This window comes from Agromyces sp. Y782, assembly GCF_059445405.1.
Map to the genome: position 1 here is coordinate 769,436 of NZ_JCAIUG010000002.1, position 14,964 is coordinate 784,399.

At 66.4% G+C, this 14,964-nt stretch carries 14 protein-coding genes; 4 read left to right on the plus strand and 10 right to left on the minus strand.

Going from position 1 to position 14,964, the window contains the following annotated elements:
• The first annotated feature begins 247 nt into the window (after positions 1-247).
• Positions 248-1,393 carry a zinc-dependent alcohol dehydrogenase gene (locus AC1C2S_RS17790; protein WP_495353929.1) on the plus strand — a complete coding sequence of 382 codons (1,146 nt, stop codon included), beginning with the start codon at positions 248-250 and terminating at the stop codon, positions 1,391-1,393.
• A gap of 32 nt (positions 1,394-1,425) precedes the next feature.
• Positions 1,426-1,992 (plus strand): hypothetical protein, encoded by a 567-nt coding sequence (locus tag AC1C2S_RS17795; RefSeq protein ID WP_495353930.1) that lies wholly within the window; start codon positions 1,426-1,428, stop codon positions 1,990-1,992.
• Between the two features lie 66 nt (positions 1,993-2,058).
• Here the strand turns inward: AC1C2S_RS17795 and AC1C2S_RS17800 are convergent, their stop codons facing one another.
• Positions 2,059-3,264 carry an alpha-hydroxy acid oxidase gene (locus AC1C2S_RS17800; RefSeq protein WP_495353931.1) on the minus strand — a complete coding sequence of 402 codons (1,206 nt, stop codon included), beginning with the start codon at positions 3,262-3,264 and terminating at the stop codon, positions 2,059-2,061.
• Between the two features lie 264 nt (positions 3,265-3,528).
• On the opposite strand from AC1C2S_RS17800, the gene AC1C2S_RS17805 reads away from it, so the two are divergent.
• The gene (locus AC1C2S_RS17805) at positions 3,529-5,034 is read left to right on the plus strand and encodes a PucR family transcriptional regulator (protein WP_495353932.1); all 1,506 of its coding nucleotides are present in this window, start codon (positions 3,529-3,531) and stop codon (positions 5,032-5,034) included.
• A gap of 13 nt (positions 5,035-5,047) precedes the next feature.
• Here the strand turns inward: AC1C2S_RS17805 and AC1C2S_RS17810 are convergent, their stop codons facing one another.
• The 4 genes from AC1C2S_RS17810 to AC1C2S_RS17825 form a co-directional block, all read right to left on the minus strand.
• Positions 5,048-5,941: an ABC transporter substrate-binding protein gene (locus tag AC1C2S_RS17810; protein ID WP_495353933.1), complete on the minus strand. Its 894-nt coding sequence runs from the start codon at positions 5,939-5,941 to the stop codon at positions 5,048-5,050.
• Positions 5,942-6,153: 212 nt separating this feature from the next.
• On the minus strand, positions 6,154-6,960 hold the full coding sequence (locus AC1C2S_RS17815; protein ID WP_495353934.1) for an amino acid ABC transporter ATP-binding protein: 807 nt from the start codon (positions 6,958-6,960) through the stop codon (positions 6,154-6,156).
• Complete coding sequence (locus AC1C2S_RS17820) at positions 6,957-7,907, minus strand: amino acid ABC transporter permease (protein ID WP_495353935.1); 951 nt, start codon at positions 7,905-7,907, stop codon at positions 6,957-6,959. The genes AC1C2S_RS17815 and AC1C2S_RS17820 overlap by 4 nt, the downstream gene beginning before the upstream one ends.
• A gap of 484 nt (positions 7,908-8,391) precedes the next feature.
• A complete protein-coding gene (locus tag AC1C2S_RS17825) occupies positions 8,392-9,348 on the minus strand; it encodes a metal-dependent hydrolase (protein ID WP_495353936.1) in 957 nt (318 codons plus the stop codon).
• A 104-nt stretch (positions 9,349-9,452) separates the two neighbouring features.
• Between AC1C2S_RS17825 and AC1C2S_RS17830 the strand changes: the two genes are divergently transcribed.
• On the plus strand, positions 9,453-9,968 hold the full coding sequence (locus AC1C2S_RS17830) for a hypothetical protein (protein ID WP_495353937.1): 516 nt from the start codon (positions 9,453-9,455) through the stop codon (positions 9,966-9,968).
• Between the two features lie 37 nt (positions 9,969-10,005).
• Here AC1C2S_RS17830 and AC1C2S_RS17835 read toward each other — a convergent pair whose 3' ends face one another.
• The 5 genes from AC1C2S_RS17835 to AC1C2S_RS17855 all read right to left on the minus strand — a co-directional run bounded on the left by AC1C2S_RS17835 (position 10,006) and on the right by AC1C2S_RS17855 (position 14,952).
• Entirely contained in the window at positions 10,006-11,376 is a 1,371-nt protein-coding gene (locus tag AC1C2S_RS17835; protein WP_495353938.1) for a dihydrolipoamide acetyltransferase family protein, read from the minus strand.
• Positions 11,373-12,395, minus strand: coding sequence for an alpha-ketoacid dehydrogenase subunit beta (locus AC1C2S_RS17840; protein WP_495353939.1), 1,023 nt, complete (start codon positions 12,393-12,395; stop codon positions 11,373-11,375). Before AC1C2S_RS17840 ends, AC1C2S_RS17835 begins: the two co-directional genes overlap by 4 nt.
• The gene (gene pdhA / locus AC1C2S_RS17845; RefSeq protein WP_495353940.1) at positions 12,392-13,525 is read right to left on the minus strand and encodes a pyruvate dehydrogenase (acetyl-transferring) E1 component subunit alpha; all 1,134 of its coding nucleotides are present in this window, start codon (positions 13,523-13,525) and stop codon (positions 12,392-12,394) included. Before pdhA ends, AC1C2S_RS17840 begins: the two co-directional genes overlap by 4 nt.
• 108 nt (positions 13,526-13,633) lie before the next feature.
• Complete coding sequence (locus tag AC1C2S_RS17850; protein ID WP_495353941.1) at positions 13,634-14,128, minus strand: Lrp/AsnC family transcriptional regulator; 495 nt, start codon at positions 14,126-14,128, stop codon at positions 13,634-13,636.
• Complete coding sequence (locus tag AC1C2S_RS17855; RefSeq protein WP_495353942.1) at positions 14,128-14,952, minus strand: oxygenase MpaB family protein; 825 nt, start codon at positions 14,950-14,952, stop codon at positions 14,128-14,130. The genes AC1C2S_RS17850 and AC1C2S_RS17855 overlap by 1 nt, the downstream gene beginning before the upstream one ends.
• Positions 14,953-14,964 lie beyond the last annotated feature (12 nt).

Consider the following 14,964-nt stretch of genomic DNA (forward strand, 5'->3'; position numbering starts at 1 on the left):
TGGAGACGGTACGGGAAGAGGGTGCCGAAGCGTACGCGTGACGGTGAGCGGTGCATCGAGAGGATGAATCGCGACGACATGCCGAAGCGGGTCGATGCCAGCTCGATGTCCGCGGGCTGGCCCCTGCTTCGATATGCAGAGCGAGGCCGCTGCTTCCGACGCCCGTGCTCGCATGCCTCGGCCATCGGCGCAACCCCCTGCAACTCATCCGCTCGCGGGGTGATGCTTGCAAGCCGGGAGGTGCGATATGAAAGCCATGGTCTATCGAGGACCGTACAAGATCCGTGTCGAAGAGAAGGCGGATCCGAGATTGGAGCATCCCAACGATGCGATCGTGCGGGTCGAGCTGGCGGCGATCTGCGGATCAGATCTTCATCTGTATCACGGCATGATGCCCGACACTCGGGTCGGGCATACCTTCGGCCATGAGTTCGTGGGCACGATCGAGCAGGTCGGCTCGTCGGTGCAGAACGTCCAGGTCGGCGACCGAGTCATGGTTCCGTTCAACATCTACTGCGGATCGTGCTTCTTCTGCGCACGCGGGTTGTTCTCCAACTGCCACAACGTCAACGCCAACGCCACTGCGGTCGGCGGCATCTACGGGTACTCCCACACCGCCGGAGGGTACGACGGCGGCCAGGCCGAGCTGGTCCGGGTCCCGTACGCGGACGTCGGCCCTTCGGTCATTCCTGCTGACATCGGGGACGAGGACGCCCTGATGCTGACCGATGCGTTCTCCACGGGATACTTCGGTGCGCAGCTCGCCGACATCGTGGCGGGCGATACGGCTGTGGTGTTCGGCGCTGGACCCGTCGGTCTTGCGGCGGCGCGTTCATGCTGGCTCATGGGCGCCGGTCGCGTGATCGTCGTCGACTACCTCGACTACCGGCTGGAGAAGGCGAAGACCTTCGCATTCGCAGAGACGGTGAACTTCGGGCAGGTGAACGATATCGTGCGCGAGCTGAAGTACCTGACATACGGCCTGGGCGCGGATGTCGTGATCGATGCGGTCGGCGCCGAGGCGGACGGCCACGTGCTGCAGCACGTGACTTCAGCCAAGCTGAAGCTGCAGGGCGGCTCGCCGGTGGCGCTCAACTGGGCGATCGACGCGGTCCGTAAGGGCGGAACCGTTTCGGTGATGGGGGCCTACGGCCCGCTGTTCAGCGCGATCAAGTGGGGTGATGCCGTGAACAAGGGCCTCACGGTTCGCACGAATCAGGCCCCCGTGAAACGACAATGGCCACGCCTGTGGGAGCACATCCGCAACGGGGTCATCTCGCCGAGCGAAATGATCACCCACCGCATCCCTCTGGATGAGATCGCCGAGGGGTACCACATGTTCTCGTCGAAGCTCGACGACTGCATCAAGACGGTCATCACGCCGACACCCTGAGCTGCGAACTTCCATCACCTCGAAGGAACATCATGCCGTACACGTCTGAAAAGCCAGGAACCACGCCCACCGCCGAGGAGCTCCGCGCACGCATTCCCGGCTGGGGCGCGGACCTCGACCCTTCTGAGCGTCCCGCATTCCCGCGCGAACAGCCGGGAATCCACACAGGCGCTCACTGGGATCTGCCCGAGCAACAAGCCGATTCCGGTCGGCGCGAAAAATCGGTGGAGCACCTGCGTCTCACGCCTGTCTTCGGTACCGCACAGCCATTGAGGGGACTCGCGGGCGCAATTCGTCGACGGGCGTACGAGGCGTACAGCGAAGGACAGTCTGCGCATTGGCTCCTGCTCATCCTCGCCGACCGGGTCGATGCCACAACCGCACATCTGAAGTCCTTCGCGTCTGCGCGGCCGGACAACCCCATCACTCAGACGGGTGTGCTCGGTGAACGCGGCCGACGGCCGCTCGCATCGCGGTTCGGGCGCGGAAGGGTAGACCTGAAGCACACCTGGTTGGACCCGATCCTCATCGCCGGCCCCTGGGTCCTCACCGCGGTAGTTCTCGTGCGAGGTGTGCGAAGGGCACTGCGGCCTCGGTAACCGGTAGTAGTAGACCGGGAGATCCATAGGGTGGGGTCCTCCCGACGCGATGGCCGTTACGCCCCGTTAACGCCGACCAGCTGGCGCACGCAGCTCGCGCACGATGTCTGGGCCGCGCTCCTTGAGTTGCGCGATCGACGAGACGCCAACAAGCGTCATCGTTCTGCGCAGCTCTTCTGCGAGGATGGCGATGACGCCAAGCACCCCGGCGGTGCCTGCCGCGGCCAGCCCGTAGAGATACGGGCGGCCGATGGAACAGGCGTCGGCGCCGAGCGCGATGGCCTTCACCATGTCGCTGCCGCGCCTGATTCCCGAGTCGACGTAGATCTCGATTGAGTCGCCAACCCGCTGCCGCGTCTCTTGAATGACGTCCATCGGGCTCACCATGTGGTCGAGCTGTCGCCCGCCGTGGTTGCTCAGTTGCACGGCATCGATGCCAACGCTCTCCGCCCTGACCACGTCGGCCGGATTCACCATGCCCTTGAGTACGATCTTGCCCGACCACGCCTCACGCAGGGCTGCAACGTCATCCCATCCTTGACTCGCCTCGGAGTGTCCAAGGATCTGGTCCCACATCGACGGTGTGGCGAGCGAGGCTGAGTCATCGAGGTTGGGGAAGCGGATGCCTTCAGCACGCAAGAAGTTCATCCACCAAATTGGGCGGGTGGCGATTCCGTACATCGAGGCGACTGTGAGAGAGGGCGGCGCCGTGAATCCATTGCGGAGATCACGCTCGCGTGAGCCGAGTGCTCGGGTGTCGAGGGTGACCACGATCGCCCGGTATCCGGCGGCCGCACAGCGATCGAGTTTGTCCTGCATCGCGCCCTTGTCGGGGGACAGGCTGATGTTGAACCATCGGTCGAGGTCCGGCTGTTCGCGCTCTATCTGCTCCATCGACACCGTGCTCAACCCAGCGAGTCCGTACGGGATACCGGCGGTGGTCGCGGCTCGCGCCACGGCGGACTCACCCTCGCGTTGGAACAGTCTGGTGGCGCCCGTCGGTGTCAGCGTGAGCGGCAGCGCTGAAACACGCCCCAGAATCGGTGTCGAGGTGTCGAGATCGACAACGGGCCCCCACGAAGGAACGAGACCCCAACGGTCGAAGACCTCCCGGTTGTGGCGTATCGTCGCTTCGTCTTCTGCGCCACCCTCGAGGTAGTCGAAGATACCGGCAGGCAGCATCCGCTTCGCTGCTGAACGATATTCGGCCACGCTGAAGCAGTCCCTCACGACGCGGTCCTGGCGCCTGAGCACCGGCATCTTGAGCTGCACTAGCTGCCGTACATCGCTTGGTCTCACGGAACACCTCTTCTGCCACTCACAACGCGATACTCACGCGCCGTCCGTCAGCCTAGAATCTGATCTGGCCGCAAACTATGGATGCCATGACGAAGTAGGGAGTGCGAGACTGTTATGAGATACCAAGGTTTGCTCCCTGAGGGCCTCCCGAACGTCGTTGAGGTCGCCAGGGCCGTCGGCTCTGAAGTCGCGGCGCTGGTTGAATCGCCGGCCGAAGAGCCGCCCCGCGTCACGGGAGTGACGATCCGCGATTTCGGCGCACCATCCAAACGATTTCCCGGCGCGCTCGCGCTGCTCATCGGCATGACGCCAGTCGCGGCGGAGCTCAGGGCGCATTTCGAGCGGCTCGCGGATGCCGGCTACGCGGCGGTCGTCTACAAGTCATACGGCGGTGCGGATGCCACACTTCGCGAATCCGCTCGGGCCACCGGCGTCGCCGCGTTCAGGGCCTCAGAGGATATTCCGTGGGATCAGCTCGCCGAGTTCTTTCGCGCCGCCATTGTTCCGCAAGGAGAATCGAGCCATTCGCTCGTAGATATTCGGCCGGGCGATCTCTTCGAGCTCGCGAACGTCGTCGCCTCGCTGGCCGGTGGTGCGGTCGCGATCTCCGATCCGGACCAGACGGTGCTCGCCTATTCCACGCTGCCGGAGCAGCCGATCGACGACACCAGACGGGCATCCATTCTTCGCCTGCACGTTCCGCACTCAGCCCAGAACGACCAGGACTACCGTCGTGTGCACACCGCGCAACGGGTGGTGAGCGTTGCACCAGAAGAGAACTCTTTGACGCGTGTTGCCGTCGCCATTCGCGCGGGCGATGTCGTTCTCGGTTCACTTTGGCTGATCGACGCTGCCGATGCGGCCGACGAGGACACCGATCGTGTCTTGCTCGAGGCGGCGAATGTGGCCGCGTTGCATCTCTTGCACCGGCGCACGCATCACGATGCCGAGCGGACGCGCACGATCGAGCTCGTGAACCCCCTGCTCTTCGAACGCGATCGGGCAGAGCTCGCAGCCCTTCAGCTCGGCATTGCCTCGGATGAGGTGCAGGTAGTGGCGATTTCGGTGAGCGGCGCCTCCGGCAGCGCGCTCGAGACCGTGCGCTCGAGCATGCAGCTCTTCGATACCGTGCGCACCGCCTGCGCGGTATGGCTGCCAGGCGCCATCTGCGGCGTTGCCGACAACATCATCTATGTGGTGTTGCCGCACGGTCCCACCACGTCCTTGCTCTTTCAGCGTGCTGCAGTGCTGCGCATCGCTCACCACGCTCGTCGCGCCATTGGCCGCTCGGTTCTGGCGGGAATGGGCAGCCAGAAGGCGATCATCGGCGCTGTTGAGTCGCGCATCGACGCAGAGTCAGTGCTCGCGATGTTGTTGCAGGATGTCGACGACGGGCGCATAATCGCCGATTCAGACGAGATCGTCGCCGACTCGCAATCGTTCGGCGCTCGCCTTCAGCTGCGCCACATTGTGACGGCGCTGAGGGAGTCCGGTCAGCTGCCCGGCGACTTTGCGGCGCGCATCGCCGAGCACGATGCGCGCCGCCATACCGCGTACGAGGCAACCATTCGCACGTTTCTCGACTGCAATTCGAACGCGATCGAAACGGCGGCGAAGCTCGGTCTGCATTCGAACACGGTGCGATATCGGCTGTCGCGCGTGGAACCGCTGTTCGGCGTCAACCTCAGCTCGCCCGAGACGAGGCTGTTGGTGTGGCTACAGCTGAGCGCGAATCAGCTGTAGCCGACGGTTCGCGCTATCCGGCCGTTGCGGCGTTGATCGTGATTTCGTCGAGGCCACCGGATGCAACGCCCCAGTCGTCGAGGATGGCGGCGTACGATCCGTCGTCAACCATTCCCTGGAGCGCGGCCTGAACCGCCTCGGCCATGCCGGAATCCTTCTTCACCGCAAAGCCATACGGCGCCACATCGAAGGTTTCGCCCGCCAGCTGTAGTTTGCCTTCCAGCTTCGAGATGGCGTACAGGGAGACTGGCGAATCGGCGCTGAAGGCATCGGCCTGGCCGAGCACGACGGCATTGACCGCGGCATCCTGAGCGTCGAATGGCAGCTTCTCGATCGGAGCCTTGCCTGCCGCGACGCACGCTGCGCTCTTGTCGGGAACCTCGTCGGTGTCTTGGAAGGTCGTGGCCTGAACAGCGACTTTGAGGCCACAGGCATCCGCCGGGTCGACGTCTTCACCTGTGCGAGAACCCCACTGAACCCCGGCCGTGAAGTAGTTGACGAAGTCGACCTGCTTTTCACGCTCGGGGTTGTCGGTGAAGGATGAATTGCCCAGGTTGATCTGGCCGCCGACAATGCCGGGAATGATGCTCTCGAAGCGAGAGACCGTGATGGAAGGCTCGAGCCCGAGGGTGGCAGCGAGCGCCTCCGTGAGCTCGATGCTCCAGCCGATGGGGGTTCCGGACTCGTCCTTGAATTCGTTCGGCGGATAGTTGGGGCTCGTCGCAATCACGAGTTTGCCCGACTCGGCAACGTCTTTCGGAAGCAGAGCCACCGCGTCGGCGTTGACCGTCGCATCGGTGGTCTCGGAGTCGTCGGCCTTAGGGTCTGCTGCGGAGTTGTCGACACAACCGGTGAGCAGCAAGGCTGCGGCAGCGGCGAGTGCGGGAAGAGCGAGTCTGGTGCGCATTGGGGTCCTCATCTTTGGTTACGGCTGCTGTGGACTTCAGCCGATGCCAGTTGTCACTGATTCATCGGCGAAGCAGGTGAGCGGGGGTGCAACACGGTTGAGCCTAGGCATCCTGTCGCCGCCGCTCTATGGACCTTTGTCCGAGCGCAGAAGCGCAGGCTTGTGAAGAATTGCCAAGGTGCTTTGCTGGAGCCCGTTCGATGCACGTGCGGTCAGAGGACCTTGGCGAGAAAGTCCTTGGTACGTTGGCGCTGCGGGTTCGTGAGCACTTGTGTCGGGTCGCCGGATTCGACCACCACTCCTCTATCCATGAAGACGAGCGAATCCGCGACCTCTCGCGCAAAGCCCATCTCGTGGGTGACCACGATCATCGTCATGCCGTCACGCGCGAGCCCCTTCATGACCTCGAGCACCTCACCGACCAACTCGGGGTCGAGCGCACTGGTCGGCTCATCGAAGAGCATCAGCTTCGGTTCCATCGCGAGGGCTCGAGCAATTGCGACGCGTTGCTGCTGGCCACCGGAAAGATGCGCCGGGTAATAGCCGGCTCGCTCCGCGAGCCCAACTCGATCCAACAACTCGTGGGCGTGCACCTCGGCGTTCGCCTTGGCGCGCCCCTTGACCGTTCGCGGTGCCACCGTGACGTTCTCGAGCGCGGTCATGTGCGGAAAGAGGTTGAATCGCTGAAACACCATGCCGATGTCGCGACGTTGCCTGGCGGCAGCCTTCGGTGCCAGCTCGTAGAGCTTTCCGCTGCCCTCTCGGTAGCCGATCAGCTCACCGTCGACACTCAATCGACCAGCCGAGACGACCTCGAGGTGGTTGATGCAACGCAGAAAGGTGGACTTGCCAGAGCCGGACGGCCCAACCAGGCACATGACCTCGCCGCGACTCACCGTCAGCGAAATGTCTGTGAGGACCTCGTTCGAGCCGAAGCTCTTCGAGACGTGTTCCGCCAGAACCATCGGCGATTCGGATGCCCCCACCGGGGCTACCGCGAGTACGGGTGTCTCTGTCATGAGTGCGTGCCCGAATCTCTTGAGGCCGTGGTCACCGCGGCGGCGGTCGGCACGACATCGACGACGGGAATGACCCCCGTCGGTCCCGCTCCACCGCCGCGATCCGGTCGTATCTCGCCGACCCCGCGGGCGAAGCGCTTCTCGAGGAAGTGCTGGCCGATCATGAGGATCGACGTGAAGAACAGGTACCAGATCGATGCGACGAGCAGCAGCGGGATCGGGTTGAACGTCTCGGCCGATATGTCTCGGGTGCGGGTATAGAGGTCGAGCGTGAACGGCACCGCTGTCACGAGCGAGGTGGTCTTGAGCATGCCGATGACGCTGTTGCCGGTTGGCGGAATGATGACCCGCATCGCCTGCGGGATGACGATCTTGCGCATCGTCTGCCCCCAACTCATGCCGAGCGCGGTCGCAGCCTCCGCTTGGCCCTTGTCGACGGAGAGGATGCCGGCTCGCACGATCTCTGCCATGTACGCGCCTTCGTTCAGGCCGAGGCCGATGACGGCGAGAAAGAACGCGCTGAACAGTGCTTGGGTGCTGAACTGCGCCCACGGTTCCGTGAACGGGATACCGATGTCGATGGTCTGGTAGATAACGGCGAACAGCCCCCAGAACACCAGCTGAACATAGACCGGTGTGCCTCGGAAGATCCACAGATACGCCCACGCGACACCTTTGACCACGGGGTTGGGTGAGAGGAACATGACGGCGACGACGAGTCCGATGACGATGCCGAGCGCCATCGAGTACACGGTCAGCTGGACGGTGACGAACGCCGCCTGCGAGATGCGCCGATCGAAGAGATACTGCGCGACGGTCGGCCAGTCGTAGGCCGTGCGTCCGGCAGCGTCGATGAGGAACAGGGCAAGGATGGCGAGCAGTGCGATGGCGAATACCGTGCGCCACGGATGCCGCAGCCGAACCGCTTTGATGGCAGGTGCACTCATGGCGAAACCGAGATGGCCGGACAGCCGGTGACGGCGTGAGGGGCGGTTGCGGCAAGCGCAGGGATCGAGAATCGAGCACGCATTGAACGTCCTTTGTCGGCAGTCGGGCGAGAGGGAGCCTCGTCGAGCCTAGGAGCGTTCGCATCCGCACTCTATGGGCATCCGTACAGAGCGCGCCGAATGACCTTGGATCCTCAAACAAATCCGGGGGAGCTCACCCCTTCCGTTGGTGCCCACCTGGAACCTGGGGCGTGCCAATGTGAGCAGGCCGATGCCGGCCAGACCTCCGGCGGTGTTGACGACGGGGTCGGTGACGTCGGTACTCCCGACGGCCAGGACGTACTGGACGAACCTCCAAGACCTGGCTCACCCCGCCGACCGTGCCCACGGACTCCCACAACGGCCACGACGGCGCGAGGATGGCGGCCCGGTGTTGCCGGGCGCGTAAGCGGATCTCGATATGCCGACGAAATGCCCAGGCACCTCACGATGCCGCGTACAGCAGAGCGAGGAGGTCGATGCCGCACCAGAGGAGCGCTTCGTGCGCCACCCCGATGAACACGTACAGGGCGAGCATCGATCCGAACGCCATCTCTCGCGGCGATCCCGTGTCGCCGAGCACGGGCAGCGCGATGTAGCCGTTCGGGCGCCAGATGCTGCTGATGACCGGCGCCTTTCGCAGCAGCTTGGGTGGCTTCGGCTTGATCGGCCAGAGAAGCCCGGGCAGACCACCGGTGGTGAGGAGGTCTCCGGCGAGGTGGGCGACGAACCCCACCACGACGGCGAGCGGGAACCAGCCGATGCTGCTCGGAGCCAACAGCACGAGGAGCATTCCGAACGCCGCCCCGAGGGCCCACGCCGTCAGCCACGATCCGACCAGGCCGCGCGCCTTGACGGCGAAGCACATGAGCGCTGCGGCGCCCATCACGGTGCCGACGGAGAAAGTGCCGAATCGCTCGGTCGTGAGTGTCAGGAAGGTCAGTGCCCATGCGCCGATGCCGACGATCGCCGCTGCGATCAGCGAATGCGCACCGTGGCGATGACCGCCTGAGATCGATCCGACGGCGCCCGCGGCGAGCCGGCCGAGAATCGGCACCGACTGCGCGATGGTCGCGCTGTGGTGATCGGCATCCGGCAGCAGCGCCGCGCCGGCGCAGACGAAGGATCCGGCGACGACGCCGACCGGATCGAGCGGGTACGCGCCGCTCGTCAAGTACGGCATGGCTCCGGTCGCGGCGATCCAGGCGGCGGCGCCGCTCGTGGCATGGTTGACGCCCATCATCTCGGTGGCGTGCTCCTTCTTCTGCGGGCGTGCGACATCCGCTTCGGTGAGTCGTGTGAATTTCCGACTGCGTGCTGGAAGTGCGGCGGTCGACGCCCGGAGAACGCCAACACCGTCACTCGAATGGCTGGGCCCGAACCGTTCGACCGTATCGTGCACGGGTGACACGATTGCGCGAGGTCAGCGCCGCGCGGCGCCTTGACCCGTCGCACCTCGCGACCCACAATTGGGGGGTTGACCGAATGCAGGGGAGCGGAGAACTGATGTCAGACGCGCACACTCGTCCGACCATCGATGAGCAGGCCGGCGTTCACGGGGCCCCGAACTTCGCGCCGGCGCCCGACGACGGGGTGCAGCCCGGTGCAGCTGAGGCGCCCGTGGACTCGGTCGAGCGACGCAAGTGGAGCAGCGACCTCCGGTTCATGCTCGTCGTGCTGGCAGCGATCTTGGTGCTCTTCCTGGCGTTCGCGCTGCTCATCGCCTTCAGCCCGACGGGGCCCGCGATCAGTGCCCTCGCGATCATCGCCGCTCCGATCGCCACGATGGTCGTCGCGTACTACGGCATCTCCCTCGCGCTGCGCCAGGTGAAAGACGCTCGAGATGCGGCCGAGTCCGCCGATGCCCGTGCTCGCGCATCCGAGGTGAGCGCCCGTGAGTCGGACGCGTGGGCCGCCCAGATGGAGTCGGGCCTGCGCGTCGCCGTCGCCAAGCTGACCGCCGCCGGGCAGGAGACGCGCGACGTCGAGCGCGCCGCAGGCACGCCCGACGAATTCTTCTGATCGGGAGCTGTTCAGCGCTGGGAGACCCGCACGGGTCTTAGAGCTCCGCGAGAACTGCGACAGGGCGTTCGATGCACCCAGCCACGAAGGTCAGGAAGCCGGCCGCCTCCGCGCCATCGCACACGCGATGGTCGAATGAGATCGTCAACTCCGTCACGGTGCGCACGGCGAGCTGACCGTCGACGACCCATGGGCGTTCAATGAACCGGCCGACGCCGAGCATCGCCGCCTCAGGGTGGTTGATGATCGCGGCCGAACCGTCGACACCCAGGGTGCCGTAGTTGTTCAGCGTGAACGTGCCGCCGGTGAGGGCCGATGGCGGGAAGATCCCCGTCGCAGCCTCCTCGGTGCGGGCGACGATCCCATCGCGCAACGCGCGCAGCGACATCCGCTCGGCGCCGTGCACGACCGGAACCAGGAGACCGCGCGGGGTCTGCGCGGCGAGCCCCAGGTTCACGGCCGAGTGGAAGACGAGTTCTTCACGCTCGGTATCGAAGCTCGCATTCAGCGACGGATGCCTGGCGAGGCCCGCGACGACGAAACGCGCGATGAGCGCCGTGATGCCGAACCGCTCACCAGTCGCCTCCTGCAGTTGGCGGCGGGCGGTGAGGAGTCCGGTCGCGTCGACGTCGAGCCAGACGGTCGCTTCGGGGATCTCCCGGCGCGAGCGCGAGAAGTGGGCGGCTGCGGCGCGCGCCATGCGGTCGAGCGGCACGCGGCGGTCCCCGTCGCGGTCGCGGTCGGTCGTCGCGCCCGCAGGCCGAGGTGCTTCGACCGCCGGGGCAATGGATGCCGCAGCTGTCGGCTCGACCGCCGGTCCGCCTTGCTCGGCGATGAACGACTCAACATCGCGCCGCATCACCAGGTGCTCCGGTCCCGACCCGAGAAGCTGGCTGGCGTCGAAGCCGTGCTCACGGGCGAGGCGGCGCACGATCGGTGAGACCACGGGGGAGCGGCGTGCGGCGTCGAGTCGGGCGGCTCCGCCCGAACGCGGCCCCGTCGATCCGCTGCTGCGACGACCGAAGCGCGTGGGCGCCGACGCGGCGCGCTTCGTGACGGTCGATTGCCGCGTGCCGTAGCCGATCAATACGGCGCCGGACTCCTCGGCGAGCGCGGTCTCACTCGTCACGATGCCGGGTTCGGCCGGCTCCGCGGCATCCGCCGGCGAAGTCGCGCCACCGAGCGTCATCAGCACGGTGCCCGCGTGCAGCACTTCGCCGACCTCGCCGCCGAGCGACTCGACGACGCCGGCGAACGGTGTCGGCAATTGCACGACGGACTTCGCAGACTCGAGTTCGACGACGACCTGGTCGATCGTCACCTCATCGCCTGGCGCGACGAGCCATGCGACGATCTCGGCCTCGGTGAGGCCCTCGCCGAGGTCGGGCAGGATGAAGTCGCGGGTCATGCGTCCCACTCCCAGCTGTCGAGGGCCGCGAGCACGCGGTCGGCAGTCGGCAGGTGATATTCCTCAAGCTTCGGTGAGGGGTACGGGATGTCGAATCCCGCGATGCGCAGCACCGGTGCTGCGAGGTGGTGGAAGTTGCGTTCGGTGATGCGGGCGGCGACCTCGGCGCCGTAGCCGCCGAACTGTGCAGCCTCGTGGATGACAGCCGCTCGCGAGGTCTTGCGCACGGAAGCGCCGACGGTGGCATCGTCGAATGGGGAGAGGCTGCGCAGGTCGACGACCTCGATCGAGAGGCCCTCTTCGGCCGCTGCCTCGGCGGCCTCGAGCGCGGTGCGCACGGTGGGGCCGTAGCCGATGAGGGTGACGTCGGTGCCTTCGCGCACGACCTCGGCGCGATCCATGGGCGCGGTCGTCACAGGCAGGGCGAGGGGTGCCTTCGACCAGTAGCGGCTCTTCGGCTCCATGAAGACGATGGGGTCGTCGCTGTCGATCGCCTCACGCAGCATCGAGTACGCGTCGGCGGGGTTCGACGGCATCACGACGGTGAGGCCCGGGGTCGACGCCCAGTACGACTCCGAGGAGTCGGAGTGGTGCTCGACGCCGCCGATCGCGCCGGCGCACGGGATGCGCACGACCATCGGCAGCGTGACGCGATCTTTCGTGCGGTTCCGCATCTTCGCGACGTGCGAGACCATCTGCTCGAACGCGGGGTAGCTGAACGCATCGAACTGCATCTCGACCACGGGTCGCATGCCGTACATCGCCATGCCGATCGCGGTGCCGACGATGCCGGACTCGGCGAGCGGCGAGTCCCAGATGCGGTCGTCGCCGAACTCGGACTGCAAGCCGTCGGTGACCCGGAACACGCCGCCGAGCGGGCCGACGTCTTCGCCGTAGACGACGACCCGGTCGTCGGCCGCCATCGCGTCGCGCAAGGCGGCGTTCAGCGCACCGGCCATCGTGAGCTGCGTCGGGGCGGATGCCTCGGCGGGCATGGTGTTCGTCACGGTCGCGGTCATCGCGCGGCTCCCGCGTGCGGCGCGAACGCACCGGCGGAGATCTCGGCCTCGAGGGCGGCGCGCTGCTCGAGGAGCGCGGCGCGCTCCCGCCCGTACACGTGATCGAAGAGCTCGAGAGGGTCGAGCTCGGCCTCGGTCGTCATGACATCTCGGGTGCGAGCGGCGAGCTCCTCCGCGGCATCCGCGATCTCGGTGCGCGTCGCCTCGGTCAGCGCTCCCTCTGAGACGAGGTACTTCTCGAGGCGTTCGATGGGGTCGCGGCGCTTCCAGTGCTCGACGTCGCGGGCGGTGCGGTAGCGAGTGGGGTCGTCGGAGTTCGTGTGCGCTTCGATGCGGTAGGTGACGCCTTCGATGAGGGTCGGACCGCCGCCGCTCCGCGCGCGTTCGACCGCCGCGCGGGTCACCGCGTACATGGCGGCGATGTCGTTGCCGTCGACGTGATACCCCGGCATGCCGTACCCGACGGCCTTGTCGGCGAGTGTGGCGGCGCGGGTCTGACGCTCGAGGGGCACGCTGATCGCGAACTGGTTGTTCTGCACGACGAAGACGGTCGGTGTCTGCCAGACCGCGGCGAAGTTGAAGGCCTCGTGCGCGTCACCCTCGCTCGTGGCGCCGTCGCCGAGGAAGGTGAGGGCGACGATCGGATCGTGGCGGAGCCTCGCCGCGTGCGAGAGGCCCACCGCGTGCAGCGTCTGCGTCGCGAGGGGAGTCGCCTGCGCGGCGGTGCGGTGCGCGTGCTGGTCGTAGCCGTTGTGCCAGTCGCCGCGGAACGAGGCGAGGATGTCGCCCGGCTCGATGCCACGCGTGAGCAGCGCGATGCTGTCGCGGTAGGTCGGGAAGAGCCAATCGTCTGCCGCGATCGCCGAGACGGCGCCGATCTCACACGCTTCTTGACCGTAAGCCGAGGGATACGTCGCGAGGCGACCCTGCTTCGTGAGCGCGGTGACCTGCACGTCGAAGCGGCGGGCGATGACCATCTTGCGGTAGAGCCCCAGCAGCGTCTCGGCGTCGGGGAGACCGAAGCCACCGGTCGCAGCGCCCGACACTGCATGGCCGGCGTTGTCGAGCAGTCGCAGTGGCTTTTCAGAAGGCAGGGTGCGAACGGAAGCGTGCTCGACATTGAGGGTCATGTCCTCATCGTGCGACACTCTCGCGCCCCGCGGAGGGGCTCTCGTGCAACCGTGAACGAACGGCTCCGCGCGCTCGAAAGCGTGACCGATCGTCCGTTCAGCGGAGGCTCAGGCGCGCCAGATGTCCAGCGTTTGAGCGGGCGGATGCCCCTCAAGCTCGGCGAGGATCAGGTGCGATCTCGTCGATACCACACCCGGCATGTCATGGATGTCGCGGAGGATGGCCTGACTCAACTGCTCGTGGTCGGGGGCGCTCACCGTGAGGATGATGTCGATGTCACCCGAGACGGCCTGCACCTTCTCGACGAAGGGCAGGGTCGCGAGCTTCGCGGCGATCGACTCCCACGAGACTTCGCCGATGCGCACGACGACGAGAGCTGAGATGTTCAGGCCGATGGCCTTGCGATCGATCTGCGCGCCGAAGCCGGTGATGACGCCGCGCTGCTGCAATTGCTGCACCCGATTGTGGGCTGCGGTGCGCGAGATGTGCACCCGTTCGGCGAGCGTGCGCACCGAGAGCCGTCCGTCGCGGCTCAGCTCGGCGACGATGCGACGGTCGATGCTGTCGAGCCCGTCGTTCCGGTGCGGTGTCTGCTGGGTCATCATCGTCCTCGTGGCTCATGGCCAGCGTACCGGCTGCGGCGCTCCGCGCGTCGGAGCGAGGTGCGCATCGGTGCATGCCTGATCGCGCGGGGGAGCAGCGGCCAGAGCGTGCCGATCGTGTCGAGCCATCCGTTCGCGACGCGTTCGACGCGAGGCGTCCAGCGGAACCCGTATGCCGCGCGCACCGAAGGCGGCAGGAGCGCCGCGGTCATGAGACGCACGACCGGCAGCAGTATGCCGGCTCCGAAGGGCAGAGCGGATGTCTCGGTGAGCAGGCTCCGCGCAACCGTGCGGGCCTCAGTGCCGACGGTGAGCGCGGCGACCCGATCGGCCCACCACTCGTCGAACTCGGCGCGGCTCGCCGGCCAACCTTCACCGCCCGACTGGAGGCTGGCACCGAGCGGTGCGTAACCCTGCACGATCGCGTCGCCGGTCTCGGGCGGCAGCGCTCCCCACAGTCGTTCGTGCAGGTCGAGCGCCACCACGAGCAGTGTCGAGGCGACGAAGCGCTGCGCGTCGGCATCGAACGCGCTGTAGGCGGGGCCATCCCCGTCTGCACGGCCCCGCACGGGTGCGTGACGTCGGTTGACCGTGCGCACTGCCGCAGCTGCGACCGCATCGTCGCCGAAGCCGACGGCGTAGACGTAGTCGAGCGTGCCGATCAGCCGATCCAGCGGGCGTTCGCGGAACGCACTGTGCCGTGCGACCCCGCGGGCGACCCGCGGGTCGGCCAGTTGCAGCAGGATCGCCGCGCCGCCACCGAGCAGCAGCACGCCTTCGGCTCCGTGGCGACGGAACACCGATCGATCGTCATCTTCGCGCATGAGTACCAGTTG

Coding starts and splice junctions, on each gene's coding strand:
- AC1C2S_RS17790 (WP_495353929.1), top strand. CDS start 248: ATGAAAGCCATGGTCTATCGAGGACCGTACAAGATCCGTGTCGAAGAG.
- AC1C2S_RS17795 (WP_495353930.1), top strand. CDS start 1,426: ATGCCGTACACGTCTGAAAAGCCAGGAACCACGCCCACCGCCGAGGAG.
- AC1C2S_RS17810 (WP_495353933.1), bottom strand. CDS start 5,941: ATGCGCACCAGACTCGCTCTTCCCGCACTCGCCGCTGCCGCAGCCTTG.
- AC1C2S_RS17815 (WP_495353934.1), bottom strand. CDS start 6,960: ATGACAGAGACACCCGTACTCGCGGTAGCCCCGGTGGGGGCATCCGAA.
- AC1C2S_RS17820 (WP_495353935.1), bottom strand. CDS start 7,907: ATGAGTGCACCTGCCATCAAAGCGGTTCGGCTGCGGCATCCGTGGCGC.
- AC1C2S_RS17830 (WP_495353937.1), top strand. CDS start 9,453: ATGTCAGACGCGCACACTCGTCCGACCATCGATGAGCAGGCCGGCGTT.
- AC1C2S_RS17835 (WP_495353938.1), bottom strand. CDS start 11,376: ATGACCCGCGACTTCATCCTGCCCGACCTCGGCGAGGGCCTCACCGAG.
- AC1C2S_RS17840 (WP_495353939.1), bottom strand. CDS start 12,395: ATGACCGCGACCGTGACGAACACCATGCCCGCCGAGGCATCCGCCCCG.
- pdhA (WP_495353940.1), bottom strand. CDS start 13,525: ATGACCCTCAATGTCGAGCACGCTTCCGTTCGCACCCTGCCTTCTGAA.
- AC1C2S_RS17850 (WP_495353941.1), bottom strand. CDS start 14,128: ATGACCCAGCAGACACCGCACCGGAACGACGGGCTCGACAGCATCGAC.
- AC1C2S_RS17855 (WP_495353942.1), bottom strand. CDS start 14,952: ATGCGCGAAGATGACGATCGATCGGTGTTCCGTCGCCACGGAGCCGAA.